The following is a 13,032-nucleotide window of genomic DNA, read 5'->3' as shown; positions in this document are numbered from 1 at the left end:
CCTGTTGCTGGGCCTGGCTCTGCACGGCGCCGCGGCCTGGGCGGCGGTCGAGGCGCCCACGCTGGTCACCACCGAACCCGTCGCCTACGGTCATCGGCTGGGCGATGTGGTCGAGCGCCAGCTGCACCTGCGCCTGCCGCCGGGCGCGCGGCTGGAAGCGTCCAGCCTGCCGGTGCCCGGCACCCAGGGCGCGCTGGAGCTGCGCGAGTTGCAGCACAGCGGCGCGGCCGACGCGCCCGAGCAGACCCTGCGCCTGCGCTACCAGGTGATGCGTTCGCCCGAGCAGCCGGCGGTGATCGAGTTGCCGACGCTCACGCTGCGCGTCACGCTGCCCGCCGGTGGCACGCGCCGCGAGACAGTGCTGCGCGCCGAGGCCTGGCCGCTGGTGGTGAGCCCGCTGACGCCGCCGCAGCCCCCCGAGCGCACCGGCCTGGGCCCGCTGCAGCCGGACCGACCACTGCCCGCCCCACCCATCGCCCCGATCCGCCAGCAGGCCCAGCTTGGCGCTCTGCTGGCGTTGCTGGCGCTGTCCTGGCTGGGCTGGCGTCACCTGGGCCGTCCGCTGTGGTGGCGCCGCCAGCGGCCCTTTGCCCGCGCCTGGCGCGCGCTGCGCAGCAGCCACGGCAGCCTGGACGCCCAGCTGCGCCACCTGCACCGCGCGATCGACGAGGACGCCGGCCACGCCGTGCAGACCGAGGACCTGGCCGCCTGGCTGGCCAGCCGTCCGGCCTTCGCGCCACTGGCGGCCGAGTTGCACGCGCTGCTGGAGGCCTCAGCCGCGCACTTCTTCGCACCGGCCGCCGCCGCCGACGACACGGCCCTGGCCGCGCGCCTGCGCACCCTGCTGCGCCAGCTGGCGCAGGCGGAGGCCAGGGCATGAGCGCACTCGACTGGCTGGGCTTCGTCCACCCCGGCTGGCTGTGGGCGCTGCCGCTGGCGCTGCTGCCCTGGGGCGTGCCCGGCGCCGCGGTGCTGCGCCCGCTGCGCTTTGCCCACCTGGCGCTGTGGCCGGCCGATGCCGCCTCGCGCGCATTGGCGCTGGCGCTGCGCGCCGCATCCAGCCTGGGACTGGCCGCGATGCTGCTGGCCCTGGCCCAGCCCTACCGCCCGGCCTACGAGGTGCAGCGCGAGGGCCGCGGCGCCGAGATCGTGCTGCTGCTCGACCGCAGCCGCAGCATGGACCAGTCACCGATGGGCAGCACCGGGCCGATGGCCGGCTACACCCCCACCTACGGGGTCACTGCGCGCCACTCGGCCGAGGAGCGGCTGACCAAGGCCCAGTTGGCGCGGCGCGAACTGTCGGCCTTCGCGGCCCGGCGCCCGCAGGACCGCTTCGCGATGATGGTCTTCAGCAGCCGGCCGCTGAAGGTCCTGGGATTCACCGAGAAACCGGCGGCGATCCAGGCGGCGATCGAGGCCGGTGCGATCGGCCGCGGCATCGGCAACACCGACATCGGCGCGGCCGTGCTGGGCGGGCTGTCGCTGTTCGAGCAGCGCGCCTACACCGGCTCGCGGGTGCTGATGCTGGTGTCGGACGGTGGGGACCACCTGGAGGTCGAGACCCGCGACGCCATCGCCCAGGCGCTGGCGCGTCACCGCGTGCGCCTGGTCTGGATCTACCTGCGGGCACCGCAAAGTCCCGGTCTGGAGGTCGAGCCCGGCAGCGACGCCGAGGCGGCCAACACCGTGCCCGAGGTCTTCCTGCACCGCTTCTTCCGCTCGCTGAAAACGCCCTACAAGGCCTACGAGGCGGGCTCGCCCGAGGCGCTGCAGCAGGCGATCGCCGACGTCGAGCGCCTGGAGAACCTGCCGATCACCACCACCGACACCGTGCCCCGCCGCGACCTGACCGGCGCCTGCCTGGGGCTGGCCCTGGCCTGCGCGCTGGCGCTGGGCTGGGCGGCGCGCAAGGAGCTGCCGGCATGGGCCTGACCCCTCGTACGCGCACCCGGCGTCTCGCCCCCTGGGCGCTGCTGCTGCTGGCCGCGGCGCTGCTGGCCCAGGCCGCCTGGCAGGCCCGCCAGCGGCAGGCGCTGCGCCAGGTCGTGCAGGCCGAGCTGGCCGCGCCAGTGGTCGCCTCGGCCGCCTCGGCCGTGCCCGCCGGCGCCGCGCCGGCGCAGCGCTTCGCCCGCGCGCAACGCCTGGCGGCCGATGGCCAGCTGGACCCGGCGCTGGGCCTGTACCGCGCGCTGCAGGACGACCCGCTGCTGGGTCCGGCCGCCCGTTTCAACGGCGCCAACGCGCTGATGCGCCAGGCCGTGGCGCTGCGCGACGGTGGGCAGGCCGATGCCGCCTACCCGATGGTCGAGCTGGCCAAGGAGGGCTACCGCGAACTGCTGCGCCGCGATCCGGGCGATGACGCTGCCCGCTACAACCTGGAGCGGGCCCTGCGCCTGAACCCCGAGGAGGACGCGCCCGACCTGTCGACCGCCGGCCCGGCCCGCGGCGAGCGCGCCGCCACCACGATGCGCGCGATCAGCCAGGGCCTGCCATGATCCGCCGCCGCGTGGCCCTGCTGGGCGCGATCGCGCTGCTGCTGGCCCTGGCCTGGTGGAACCCGACCTGGCCTGGCGAGCAGGCGCAGCTGGACGCGCTGGTGGTGCTGGACATCACCCAGAGCATGGACGCCGAGGACATGCCGGTGGGCGACGACCCGCAGCCCCACAGCCGCCTGGCGCGCAGCCGCGCGCTGCTGCTGGAGACGCTGCAGCAACTGCCCTGCGGCAGCCGCGTGGGCCTGGGCGTGTTCACCGAGTACCGCAGCCTGGTGCTGCTGGCGCCGGTCGAGGTCTGCGAGCACTTCACCGAGCTGCGCGGCACGCTGGCCTCGATCGACTCGGCCATGGCCTGGAGCGGCAACAGCGAACTGGCCAAGGGCCTGTACGGCGCGCTGCAGACCCTGGCCGCGCTGCCCCGCCCGCCGGCGCTGGTCTTCATCACCGACGGCCACGAATCGCCACCCCTGGACCCGCGTGCACCGCCGCCCTGGAACGGCGCCAGCGGCGCGGTGGCCGGCGTGGTGGTGGGCGTGGGTGGCGACAGTCCGGTGCCGATCCCGCGCCATGACCCGCAGGGCCGGCCGATCGGCACCTGGGGCGCCGCCGATGTGCTGCAGACCGCCGGCCGCGTGCACAACCCGAACGACCCCGCTGCCGCCAACGAGGTGGTCCCGGCGATGCCCGACGCCACACCGGGCCGTGAACATCTGAGCAGCCTGCGCGAGCACCACCTGCAGGCCCTGGCCCGGCAGACCGGGCTGTCCTACCTGCGCCTGCGCGACGCCCGGGGCCTGCGCGAGGCCCTGCTCGACCCGGCGCTGGCGCACGCCGTGCCCGGTCCGGTGTCGCTGCGCGGCCCGGCCACCCTGCTGGCCGCCGGGCTGTGGCTGGTTCTGCTGGTGCCGGCCTGGCGCCGACCCCTTCGACTCGCCATGCCGTTCAGAAATATCAGATAGAGCCGGCGTTGCCTAGCCGGCATGACTGGGCCTGACCAGAATCCGCCCACTTCACAACCTCGGCGGAGTCTGCCACCGTGATCCAAGGCATCTCATCGATGGCCACCCGGCTGCTGCTGGCCGAGCTGCTGCAGGCCTGGCAAGCGCGCGGCGGTGCGCCGGTGCAGATCGAATCGGTCGGCGGCGTGGACGCCGCCCGCCGGGTGGCTGCCGGCGAGGCCTTCGACCTGGTGGTGCTGGCCGCCGACGCGATCGATCGCCTGATCGCCAGCGGCCACGCGCTGGCCGGCAGCCGGGTCGACCTGGTGCATTCGGGCGTGGCCGTCGCGGTGCGCAGCGGCGCGCCGCTGCCGGACCTGTCCAGCGAGGCTGCGGTGCGCGCCGCCGTGCTGGCCGCACCCTCGCTGAGCTATTCCACCGGCCCCAGCGGCGTGGCCCTGGCCGCGCTGTTCGAGCGCTGGGGCGTGATGGACGAGATCCGTGCCCGCATCGTGACCCCGCCGCCCGGCGTGCCGGTGGGCACGCTGGTGGCCTCGGGCCAGGTGGCGCTGGGCTTTCAGCAGTTGTCCGAACTGATTCATGTCCCCGGCATCACCATCGCCGGCCCGCTGCCCGACGCCATCCAGATTGACACCGTGTTCTCCGGCGCCGTCTGCGCCACCTGCACCCAGCCCGCCACGGTGCGCAACCTGCTGGCCTTCATGGCCTCGCCGGTGGCCGCCGATGCCAAGCAGCGCCAGGGCATGACGCCCGCCTGACCCTCTTGCGATCCACAGGAACCCACCCATGAGCCTTGCCCAGCCGCTGATCATCGACGTCCACGGCCACTACACCACCGCCCCGGCCGCGCTGGGCGCCTGGCGCGACCTGCAGATCGCCGCGCTGAAGGACCCGTCGCAGAAGCCCTCGGCCGCCGACCTGCGGATCAGCGACGACCAGATCCGCGAGACCATCGAGACCAACCAGCTCAAGCTGATGAAGGAGCGTGGCTCCGACCTCACCATCTTCAGCCCGCGCGCCAGCTTCATGGCGCACCACATCGGCGACTTCGAGACCTCCAGCACCTGGGCCGCGATCTGCAACGAGCTGTGCTACCGCGTCAGCCAGCTGTTCCCCGAGCACTTCGTGCCCGCCGCGATGCTGCCGCAGAGCCCGGGCGTGGACCCGGCCACCTGCATTCCCGAACTGGTCAAGTGCGTGGAGCAGTACGGCAATGTGGGCATCAACCTGAACCCTGATCCGTCGGGTGGCCACTGGACCAGCCCGCCGCTGTCCGACCGCCACTGGTACCCCATCTACGAAAAGATGGTCGAGTACGACATCCCGGCGATGATCCACGTCAGCACCAGCTGCAACGCCTGCTTCCACACCACCGGCTCGCACTACCTGAACGCCGACACCACGGCCTTCATGCAGTGCCTGACCAGCGACCTGTTCAAGGACTTCCCGACGCTGAAGTTCCTGATCCCGCACGGCGGCGGCGCGGTGCCCTACCACTGGGGGCGCTTCCGCGGCCTGGCCCAGGAGCTGAAGAAGCCGATCCTGGAAGAGCACCTGCTGAACAACATCTTCTTCGACACCTGTGTCTACCACCAGCCCGGCATCAACCTGCTGACCGAGGTGATCCCGGTCAAGAACATCCTGTTCGCCAGCGAAATGATCGGCGCCGTGCGCGGCATCGACCCGCGCACCGGCCACTACTACGACGACACCAAGCGCTACGTCAACGCCACCGCCAACCTGACGGACGAGCAGCGCTACCAGGTCTTCGAGGGCAACGCCCGCCGCGTGTTCAGCCGCCTCGACACCCGCCTGAAGGCCCGCGGCCTCTGACCTCCCAGGAGCACCCCACCATGTACCAACTCGGCGTCTGCCACCGCACCATCACCCGCGCCCCGCGCGAAGCCGCCGACGGCCTGGCCGCGCTGGGCTCGGCCACCGTGCACGAAGCCATGGGCCGCGTCGGTCTGATGAAGCCCTACATGCGCCCGATCCAGCAGGACGTGCAGGTCTCGGGCACGGCCATCACCGTGCTGCTGCAGCCCGGCGACAACTGGATGATGCATGTCGCGGCGGAGCAGATCCAGCCGGGCGACATCGTCGTGGCCACCGTCACCGCCGAGTGCAGCGATGGCTACTTCGGCGACCTGCTGGCCACCAGCTTCATGGCCCGCGGTGCGCGCGCGCTGATCATCGAGGCCGGCGTGCGCGACACCAAGGTGCTGCGCGAGATGGGCTTTCCGGTGTGGAGCCGCTATGTCTCGTCCAAGGGCACGATCAAGGCCACGCTGGGCTCGGTCAACATCCCCATCGTCTGCGCCGGCGCCTGGGTCACCCCGGGTGACGTGATCGTGGCGGATGACGACGGCGTGGTCTGCGTGCCCGCCGCCCGTGCGCTGGACACGCTGGCTGCCGCCGCCAAGCGCGAGAGCTTCGAGGGCGAGAAGCGCGACAAGCTGGCCTCGGGCGTGCTGGGCCTGGACATGTACCAGATGCGCGAGCCGCTGGCCAAGGCCGGCCTGAAGTACATCGATTGAGCGGCTGCGATGCACGCTGATCCCGCGCACTGGCATGTCGGCATCGTCGGCTACGGCGAGGTCGGCCGCATCCTGGCGGAAGACCTGCGTGCGCGCGGCATCACCGTCAGCAGCTTCGACCTGAAACTGCTGCGGGCCGACACCGCGCCCGCGCTGCGTGCCCACGCGCTGGACCACGGCGTGGCCCTGGCCGACGACCACGCCGACCTGGCGCGCGATGCCGATCTGGTGATCAGCGCCGTCACCGCCAGCCAGGCCGTGCCGGTGGCGGCCGCCTGCGCACCGGCGCTGCGGCCGGGTGCCTTCGTGCTGGACCTGAACTCGGCCTCGCCCGGCGCCAAGCAGCGCGCGGCCGACCGGGTCGACGCCGCCGGCGGCCGCTATGTCGAGGGCGCGGTGATGACCAGCGTGCCGCCCTACCGCAGCCGCGTGCCCCTGCTGCTGGGCGGTGCCTACGCCGCCCTGCTGGCACCGCTGCTGCAGGCACTCGGCTTCGACGGCGCGCGCGCCCACAGCGACCGGCTGGGCGTGGCCAGCGCCACCAAGATGTGCCGCAGCGTGATGATCAAGGGCCTCGAGGCCATGGTGATCGAGAGCTTCACCACCGCCCGCCACTTTGGTGTGGAGGACGCGGTGATCGCCAGCCTGCACGAGACCTTCCCCGGCATCGACTGGGAGAAGCAGGCCGCCTACTTCTTCCAGCGTGTGATCGAGCATGGCCGCCGCCGCGCCGAGGAAGTGCGCGAGGTAGCGGCCACCGTGCGCGAGGCCGGCCTGGAGCCCTTCAGTGCCGCCGGCACCGCCGAGCGCCAGGCCTGGATGGCCGACCTGGCCGACACCGGCCTGTTCGGCCCGCGCGCCACCCCGGAGTTCGTCCGCAGCGCGGATTGGCGCACCGAGTCCGACCGCCTGCTGCACCACCTTCACAAGGACAAGACATGAGCAAACCCACGAGCGGTGACTTCACCAAGACCGCCGGCTGGATGGACTGGTACACCGGCCCGTCCAAGCCCCGCTTCCAGTTGCCGGCCGGCGCGGTCGACGCGCATTGCCACGTCTTCGGCCCCGGCGCCGAATTCCCCTACGCCCCCGAGCGCAAGTACACGCCTTGCGACGCCAGCAAGCAGCAGCTCTACGCGCTGCGCGACCACCTGGGCTTCGCCCGCAACGTGGTGGTGCAGGCCACCTGCCACGGCGCCGACAACCGCGCGATGGTCGACGCCTGCCTCTCCAGCGACGGCAAGGCGCGCGGCGTGGCCACCGTGCGGCGCAGCATCAGCGATGCCGAGCTGCAGGCCCTGCATGAGGCCGGCGTGCGGGGCGTGCGCTTCAACTTCGTCAAGCGCCTGGTGGACTTCACGCCCAAGGATGAGCTGATGGAGATTGCCGGCCGCATTGCGAAGCTGGGCTGGCACGTGGTGATCTACTTCGAGGCGGTGGACCTGCCCGAGCTGTGGGACTTCTTCACCGCGCTGCCCACCACCGTGGTGGTCGACCACATGGGCCGCCCCGATGTGAGCAAGCCCATCGACGGCCCGGAGTTCGCGCTCTTCCTGAAGTTCATGCGCGAACACCCCAACGTGTGGAGCAAGGTCAGCTGCCCGGAGCGCCTGTCGGTCACCGGCCCGAAGGCGCTGGATGGCGAGCAGGCCGCCTACCGGGACGTGGTGCCCTTCGCCCGCCGGGTGGTCGAGGAGTTCCCCGACCGCGTGCTGTGGGGCACCGACTGGCCCCACCCCAACCTGAAGGACCACATGCCCGATGACGGCCTGCTGGTCGACTTCATCCCGCACATCGCGCCCACGCCCGAGCTGCAACGCAAGCTGCTGGTGGACAACCCGATGCGGCTGTACTGGCCTGAAGAAGCCTGACCAACCGCTGCCGAAGAACCACATTGGAGACCGCCCATGCGCCTGCTGACCCCTGCCCTGCTGGCCAGCGCCGCCGCGCTGTCGAGCTGCGCCACCGTCGCGCCCATGCCAGTGGCCTGCGCCGACCTGCCCGCGGCGCTCAGTGCCCTGAAGACCGTGCGGCTGACCAGCGCCAAGGAGGTGCCGGCCGACGACAAGGGCACGCCGGCGCACTGCCAGGTGCAGGGCCTGGCCAACGAGCGCACCGGCCTGGACGGCCGGCCCTACGCGATCGGCTTCGAGATGCGCCTGCCGGTGGACTGGAACCGGCGCTTCGTGCACCAGGTCAATGGCGGCAACGACGGCAAGATCGTGCCGGCGCTGGGCGCGCTGCCGGTGCTGCCCACGAACGCGCTGCAGCGCGGCTTTGCGGTCATCAGTTCCGACTCGGGCCACAGCGAGGACGCCCCGGCCAATGCCGCCGCCGGCCTGGCCAAGGGCAATGTCTTCGGGCAGGACCCGCAGGCGCGGCGCGACTACGGCTACAGCGCCAATGACACCATGTTCACCGTGGCGCAGGCGCTGATGCGCCAGCGCTATGGCCGTGCTCCTGAACGCAACTACATGATCGGCTGCTCCAACGGCGGCCGCCACGGCCTGGTGGCCGCCAGCCGCTACGGCGAGCGCTACGACGGCATCCTGGCCGGCGCGCCGGGCTTCAACCTGCCCAAGGCGGCCGTGCAGCACGCCTGGGACGTGCAGAGCTGGCAGCTGGCCAACGCCGACATCCGCCAGGCCTTCAGCCCGGCCGACATGCAGCTCGTGGCCCGCCATGTGCTGGCCCGCTGCGATGCGCTCGATGGCCTGGCCGACGGCATCGTCGGCGACCTCGCCGCCTGCCAGCCGAAGGTGGACATCGCCGCGCTGCAGTGCCCGGGTGCCAAGACCGCCGACTGCCTCAGCGAGCCGCAGGTGCGCGCCCTGAAGCGCTCGCTGGCCGGGCCGCGCAGCAGTGCCGGCGAGATGCTCTACAGCGACTGGTCCTGGGACGCCGGCCTGGGCGCCGGCAACTGGCGCTTCTGGAAGCTGGAAAGCCAGATCCCGCCCTGGGACAAGCTGCCGCTGATCGCCACCATGGGCGCCGGCTCGCTGAGCTACATCTTCACCACGCCCCCCACCGCCACCGCCGGCACGCCGGCCGAGCTGCTGGCCTTCCTGACGCGCTTCGACTTCGACCGCGACGCGCCGAAGATCCGCGCCACCAGCGGCGCCTTCCATGAATCGGCGATGGCCTTCATGACGCCGCCCGATGTCGACAACCCGCAGCTGAGCAGCTTCCGTGCCCATGGCGGCAAGCTGCTGGTCTACCACGGGAACAGCGACGCGGTCTTCTCGGTCAACGACACCCGGCGCTGGGTGGACAAGCTGGTGGCCAATGGCGGCGGCGACACGGTGCGCTTCTACGGCGTGCCCGGCATGGCCCACTGCAGCGGCGGCCCGGCCACCGACCAGTTCGACGCCCTGGGCGCGCTGGTCGACTGGGTCGAGCAGGGCCGCGCGCCGCAGGCGCTGCTGGCGCGCGTCAACCCGGCCAACAAGGAGCTGCCGGCCGACTGGTCCCAGGACCGCAGCCGGCTGCTGTGCCCGCACCCGCAGGTCGCCCGCTACAGCGGCGGCCCGGCTGAATCTGCCAGCAGCTTCCGCTGCGTGGCGCCCTGAGAGGCTGAGAGTCTTTCACTCATGCCCGCCCTGCACCTGAAAACGCCCCCGCTCGTCGTTGCAAATGCTCGCCATAGCCCGAGCTATGGCTGTGCTTTGCGCCTCAATCGGCGGCGTTTGTAGGCGCCTGTCGGGCACGATCGAAAAACGCTCAGCCTCTGACCCGAAGGAGTCCCCGATGGCCCTCGACAAACCCTACCATGACGTGCCCGGCACGACCATTTTCGACGCCGACCAGTCGCGCAAGGGCTACTGGCTCAACCAGTTCTGCATGAGCCTGATGAAGGCCGAGAACCGCGAGCGCTTCAAGGCCGACGAGCGCGCCTACCTGGACCAGTGGCCGATGACCGAGGAGCAGAAGCAAGGCGTGTTGACGCGCGACCTGAACCGCTGCATCGCTGCCGGCGGCAACATCTATTTCCTGGCCAAGATCGGCGCCACCGACGGCAAGAGCTTCCAGTACATGGCCGCCAGCATGACCGGCATGACCCAGGAAGAGTACGCCGCGATGATGCTGGCCGGCGGCCGCAGCCCCGATGGCAACCGCTACACCCACGAGAAGAAGTAACACCATGGCCCACCTCTCCGCCAGCGTCTACACCTCGCACGTGCCGGCCATCGGCGCCGCCCTGGATCTGGGCAAGAGTGCCGAGCCCTACTGGCAGCCCGTGTTCAAGGGCTACGAGTACTCGAAGCAATGGATGGAAGCCGACAAGCCCGACGTCATCTTCCTGGTCTACAACGACCACGCCACCGCCTTCAGCCTGGAGCTGATCCCCACCTTCGCGATCGGCTGTGCCGCCGAGTTCAAGCCCGCCGACGAGGGCTGGGGCCCGCGCCCGGTGCCGGTGGTCAAGGGCCATCCGGAACTCGCCGCGCACATCGCGCAAAGCGTGATCCAGGACGACTTCGACCTCACCATCGTCAACAAGATGGACGTCGACCATGGCCTGACCGTGCCGCTGAGCCTGATGTTCGGCCAGCGCGACCCGGTGCATGGCGCCTGGCCCTGCCCGGTCATCCCCTTCGCGGTGAACGTGGTGCAGTACCCGGTGCCCTCGGGCCGGCGCTGCTTCCAGCTGGGCCAGGCCATCCGAAGGGCGATCGAAAGCTATGACGAGCCGCTGAAGGTGCAGATTTGGGGCACCGGTGGCATGAGCCACCAGTTGCAGGGCCCGCGTGCCGGCCTGATCAACCGGGTCTGGGACAACGCCTGGCTGGACCAATTGATCCAGGACCCCAAGGCCTGCTCCGAGACCCCACACATCGACTACGTGCGCGAGGCCGGCAGCGAAGGCATCGAGCTGGTCATGTGGCTGATCGCCCGCGGCGCGATGGCCGACCTGGCCGGCGGCCCCGCCCCCACCGTAAAGCACCGCTTCTACCATGTGCCCGCCAGCAACACCGCGGTCGGGCACCTGATCCTGCAGAACAACCGCTGACTCTCGAAGGACGGACAACATGAGCAAGACGATCAAGGTGGCGCTGGCCGGCGCCGGTGCCTTCGGCATCAAGCACCTGGACGGCATCAGGAACATCGACGGCGTCGAGGTGGTCTCGCTGATCAGCCGCGACCTGGACAAGACCCGCGAGGTGGCGCAGAAGTACGGCATTGCCCACGTCACCACCGAGCTGGACGAGAGCCTGGCCCTGCCCGAGCTGGACGCCGTCATCCTGTGCACGCCCACGCAGATGCACGCCAGCCAGACCCTGGCCTGCCTGAAGGCCGGCAAGCACGTGCAGGTCGAGATCCCGCTGTGTGACGTGCTGGCCGAGGGCGAAGAGGTGGTGCGCGTGGCCGAGGCCAGCGGCCTGGTCGCCATGTGCGGCCACACCCGCCGCTTCAACCCCAGCCACCAGTACGTGCACCGGAAGATCGCTGCCGGCGAATTCAACATCCAGCAGATGGATGTGCAGACCTATTTCTTCCGCCGCACCAACATGAACGCGCTGGGCCAGCCGCGCAGCTGGACCGACCACCTGCTGTGGCACCACGCCGCCCACACCGTGGACCTGTTCGCCTACCAGTGCGGCAGCCCCATCGTGAAGGCCAACGCCATCCAGGGCCCGATCCATCCCACGCTGGGCATCGCGATGGACATGAGCATCCAGCTCAAGGCCGCCAACGGCGCCATCTGCACGCTGAGCCTGTCCTTCAACAACGACGGCCCGCTGGGCACCTTCTTCCGCTACATCGGCGACACCGCCACCTACATCGCCCGCTACGACGACCTGTTCAACGGCAAGGACGAGAAGATCGATGTCTCCCAGGTGGACGTGTCGATGAACGGCATCGAGCTGCAAGACCGCGAGTTCTTCGCCGCGATCCGCGAAGGCCGCCAGCCCAACAGCAGCGTGGCCGGCGTGCTGGCCTGCTACCAGGTGCTGCACCAGCTCGAACAGCAACTGAGCTGATCTCCCGCTAAGCTGTGCGGCGCCCACCCGGGCGCCGTTTGTCTTTCGCTGCTCCACACCATGCAACAACGTCCCCTCGGCCCCTTCACCGTCTCGGCCATCGGCCTGGGCTGCATGAACCTCAGCCATGCCTATGGCCAGCCACCCTCGGCCGAAGCCGGCCGCGAACTGCTGGCGCGCGCGCTGGACCTGGGCTGCACGCTGTTCGACACCGCCGCGCTGTATGGCTTTGGCGCGAACGAGGAACTGGTCGGGCCGGTCCTCAAACCCCATCGCTCGAAGATCACGCTGTGCTCCAAGGGCGGCATGGCCGGCGTGCAGTTCCCGGACGGCGTCAAGCGCGTGATCGATGGCCGCCCCGAGGCCATCCGCCGCAACTGCGAGGACAGCCTGCGCCGCCTGGGCACCGACGTGATCGACCTGTACTACCTGCACCGCTGGGACAAGCAGGTGCCGATCGAAGAGTCGATGGGCGAGATGAGCCGCCTGGTGGCCGAAGGCAAGGTCCGCACGCTGGGCCTGTCCGAAGTGTCCGCCGCCACGCTGCGCCGCGCCCATGCGGTGCACCCGATCACCGCGCTGCAGACCGAGTATTCGCTGTGGACCCGCAACCCCGAGATCGCGGTGCTGGACACCTGCCGCGAGCTGGGCGTGGCCTTCGTCGCCTTCAGCCCGGTGGCGCGTGGTTTCCTGGGCACGCTCAGCGATGTCAGCGGCTTCGATGCCAAGGACATCCGGCGCTCGATGCCGCGCTTCACGCCGGGCAACTACGCTGCCAATCGGGCACTGCTGACCCCGGTGCAAGCCCTGGCCGATGGGCGCGGCGTAACGGTGGCGCAACTGGCGCTGGCCTGGCTGCTGCACCGCGGCGAGCACATCATCCCGATCCCCGGCACCACCTCGGTGGCGCACCTGGAGGACAACCTCGCAGCGGCCGATCTGGCGCTGTCGGCCGACGAGATGGCGCTGCTCGACGGCGCGATCAACCAGCGCACGGTGCAGGGCACCCGCTACAACAGCGCCACCCAGGCCGAGATCGACACGGAAGAGTTCTGAC

Annotated in this window: 14 protein-coding genes; all 14 read left to right on the top strand. The window is 70.8% G+C overall.

The genetic code is table 11. The features are described from left to right. Positions 1–4: 4 nt before the first annotated feature. The 14 genes from KAK07_RS01730 to KAK07_RS01665 all read left to right on the top strand — a co-directional run bounded on the left by KAK07_RS01730 (position 5) and on the right by KAK07_RS01665 (position 13,031). Positions 5–880 carry a hypothetical protein gene (locus tag KAK07_RS01730; RefSeq protein ID WP_210858649.1) on the top strand — a complete coding sequence of 292 codons (876 nt, stop codon included), beginning with the start codon at positions 5–7 and terminating at the stop codon, positions 878–880. After that, a complete protein-coding gene (locus tag KAK07_RS01725; RefSeq protein WP_210858647.1) occupies positions 877–1,932 on the top strand; it encodes a vWA domain-containing protein in 1,056 nt (351 codons plus the stop codon). Before KAK07_RS01730 ends, KAK07_RS01725 begins: the two co-directional genes overlap by 4 nt. Next, a complete protein-coding gene (locus tag KAK07_RS01720; protein WP_210858645.1) occupies positions 1,923–2,495 on the top strand; it encodes an MxaK protein in 573 nt (190 codons plus the stop codon). The genes KAK07_RS01725 and KAK07_RS01720 overlap by 10 nt, the downstream gene beginning before the upstream one ends. Beyond that, positions 2,492–3,454 (top strand): vWA domain-containing protein, encoded by a 963-nt coding sequence (locus tag KAK07_RS01715; RefSeq protein WP_210858643.1) that lies wholly within the window; start codon positions 2,492–2,494, stop codon positions 3,452–3,454. Before KAK07_RS01720 ends, KAK07_RS01715 begins: the two co-directional genes overlap by 4 nt. Before the next feature lie 98 nt (positions 3,455–3,552). After that, on the top strand, positions 3,553–4,212 hold the full coding sequence (locus KAK07_RS01710) for a substrate-binding domain-containing protein (protein ID WP_210859050.1): 660 nt from the start codon (positions 3,553–3,555) through the stop codon (positions 4,210–4,212). Between the two features lie 46 nt (positions 4,213–4,258). Next, positions 4,259–5,287: an amidohydrolase family protein gene (locus KAK07_RS01705; protein ID WP_210859049.1), complete on the top strand. Its 1,029-nt coding sequence runs from the start codon at positions 4,259–4,261 to the stop codon at positions 5,285–5,287. Between the two features lie 20 nt (positions 5,288–5,307). Beyond that, positions 5,308–5,991, top strand: a complete 684-nt coding sequence (gene ligK / locus KAK07_RS01700; RefSeq protein WP_210858641.1) for a 4-carboxy-4-hydroxy-2-oxoadipate aldolase/oxaloacetate decarboxylase — start codon at positions 5,308–5,310, stop codon at positions 5,989–5,991. 9 nt (positions 5,992–6,000) lie between these two features. Then, complete coding sequence (locus KAK07_RS01695; RefSeq protein WP_210858639.1) at positions 6,001–6,933, top strand: NAD(P)-dependent oxidoreductase; 933 nt, start codon at positions 6,001–6,003, stop codon at positions 6,931–6,933. Continuing rightward, positions 6,930–7,862: an amidohydrolase family protein gene (locus KAK07_RS01690; protein ID WP_310740686.1), complete on the top strand. Its 933-nt coding sequence runs from the start codon at positions 6,930–6,932 to the stop codon at positions 7,860–7,862. The genes KAK07_RS01695 and KAK07_RS01690 overlap by 4 nt, the downstream gene beginning before the upstream one ends. A 36-nt stretch (positions 7,863–7,898) precedes the next feature. Next, a complete protein-coding gene (locus KAK07_RS01685) occupies positions 7,899–9,560 on the top strand; it encodes a tannase/feruloyl esterase family alpha/beta hydrolase (RefSeq protein WP_210858637.1) in 1,662 nt (553 codons plus the stop codon). 178 nt (positions 9,561–9,738) lie between these two features. Beyond that, complete coding sequence (ligA, locus tag KAK07_RS01680; protein WP_210858634.1) at positions 9,739–10,128, top strand: protocatechuate 4,5-dioxygenase subunit alpha; 390 nt, start codon at positions 9,739–9,741, stop codon at positions 10,126–10,128. Between the two features lie 4 nt (positions 10,129–10,132). Beyond that, positions 10,133–11,002, top strand: coding sequence for a class III extradiol dioxygenase subunit beta (locus KAK07_RS01675; protein WP_210858632.1), 870 nt, complete (start codon positions 10,133–10,135; stop codon positions 11,000–11,002). A gap of 19 nt (positions 11,003–11,021) precedes the next feature. Continuing rightward, complete coding sequence (locus KAK07_RS01670; RefSeq protein ID WP_210858630.1) at positions 11,022–11,975, top strand: Gfo/Idh/MocA family oxidoreductase; 954 nt, start codon at positions 11,022–11,024, stop codon at positions 11,973–11,975. A gap of 60 nt (positions 11,976–12,035) precedes the next feature. Then, positions 12,036–13,031 (top strand): aldo/keto reductase, encoded by a 996-nt coding sequence (locus KAK07_RS01665; protein WP_210858629.1) that lies wholly within the window; start codon positions 12,036–12,038, stop codon positions 13,029–13,031. Position 13,032: the final 1 nt, after the last annotated feature.

This window comes from Ideonella alba (assembly GCF_018069875.1).
GTDB classification, from domain to species: domain Bacteria; phylum Pseudomonadota; class Gammaproteobacteria; order Burkholderiales; family Burkholderiaceae_C; genus Ideonella; species Ideonella alba.
Note: the sequence above shows the minus strand (reverse complement) of the source record. Positions and strands in the feature narration are given on the sequence as shown.

Excerpts from the sequence above, each read along its gene's own strand:
- ligA (WP_210858634.1), top strand. The coding sequence starts at position 9,739 with ATGGCCCTCGACAAACCCTACCATGACGTGCCCGGCACGACCATTTTC.
- KAK07_RS01685 (WP_210858637.1), top strand. The coding sequence starts at position 7,899 with ATGCGCCTGCTGACCCCTGCCCTGCTGGCCAGCGCCGCCGCGCTGTCG.
- KAK07_RS01670 (WP_210858630.1), top strand. The coding sequence starts at position 11,022 with ATGAGCAAGACGATCAAGGTGGCGCTGGCCGGCGCCGGTGCCTTCGGC.
- KAK07_RS01720 (WP_210858645.1), top strand. The coding sequence starts at position 1,923 with ATGGGCCTGACCCCTCGTACGCGCACCCGGCGTCTCGCCCCCTGGGCG.
- KAK07_RS01725 (WP_210858647.1), top strand. The coding sequence starts at position 877 with ATGAGCGCACTCGACTGGCTGGGCTTCGTCCACCCCGGCTGGCTGTGG.
- KAK07_RS01665 (WP_210858629.1), top strand. The coding sequence starts at position 12,036 with ATGCAACAACGTCCCCTCGGCCCCTTCACCGTCTCGGCCATCGGCCTG.
- KAK07_RS01695 (WP_210858639.1), top strand. The coding sequence starts at position 6,001 with ATGCACGCTGATCCCGCGCACTGGCATGTCGGCATCGTCGGCTACGGC.
- KAK07_RS01675 (WP_210858632.1), top strand. The coding sequence starts at position 10,133 with ATGGCCCACCTCTCCGCCAGCGTCTACACCTCGCACGTGCCGGCCATC.
- KAK07_RS01715 (WP_210858643.1), top strand. The coding sequence starts at position 2,492 with ATGATCCGCCGCCGCGTGGCCCTGCTGGGCGCGATCGCGCTGCTGCTG.
- KAK07_RS01710 (WP_210859050.1), top strand. The coding sequence starts at position 3,553 with ATGGCCACCCGGCTGCTGCTGGCCGAGCTGCTGCAGGCCTGGCAAGCG.
- ligK (WP_210858641.1), top strand. The coding sequence starts at position 5,308 with ATGTACCAACTCGGCGTCTGCCACCGCACCATCACCCGCGCCCCGCGC.
- KAK07_RS01690 (WP_310740686.1), top strand. The coding sequence starts at position 6,930 with ATGAGCAAACCCACGAGCGGTGACTTCACCAAGACCGCCGGCTGGATG.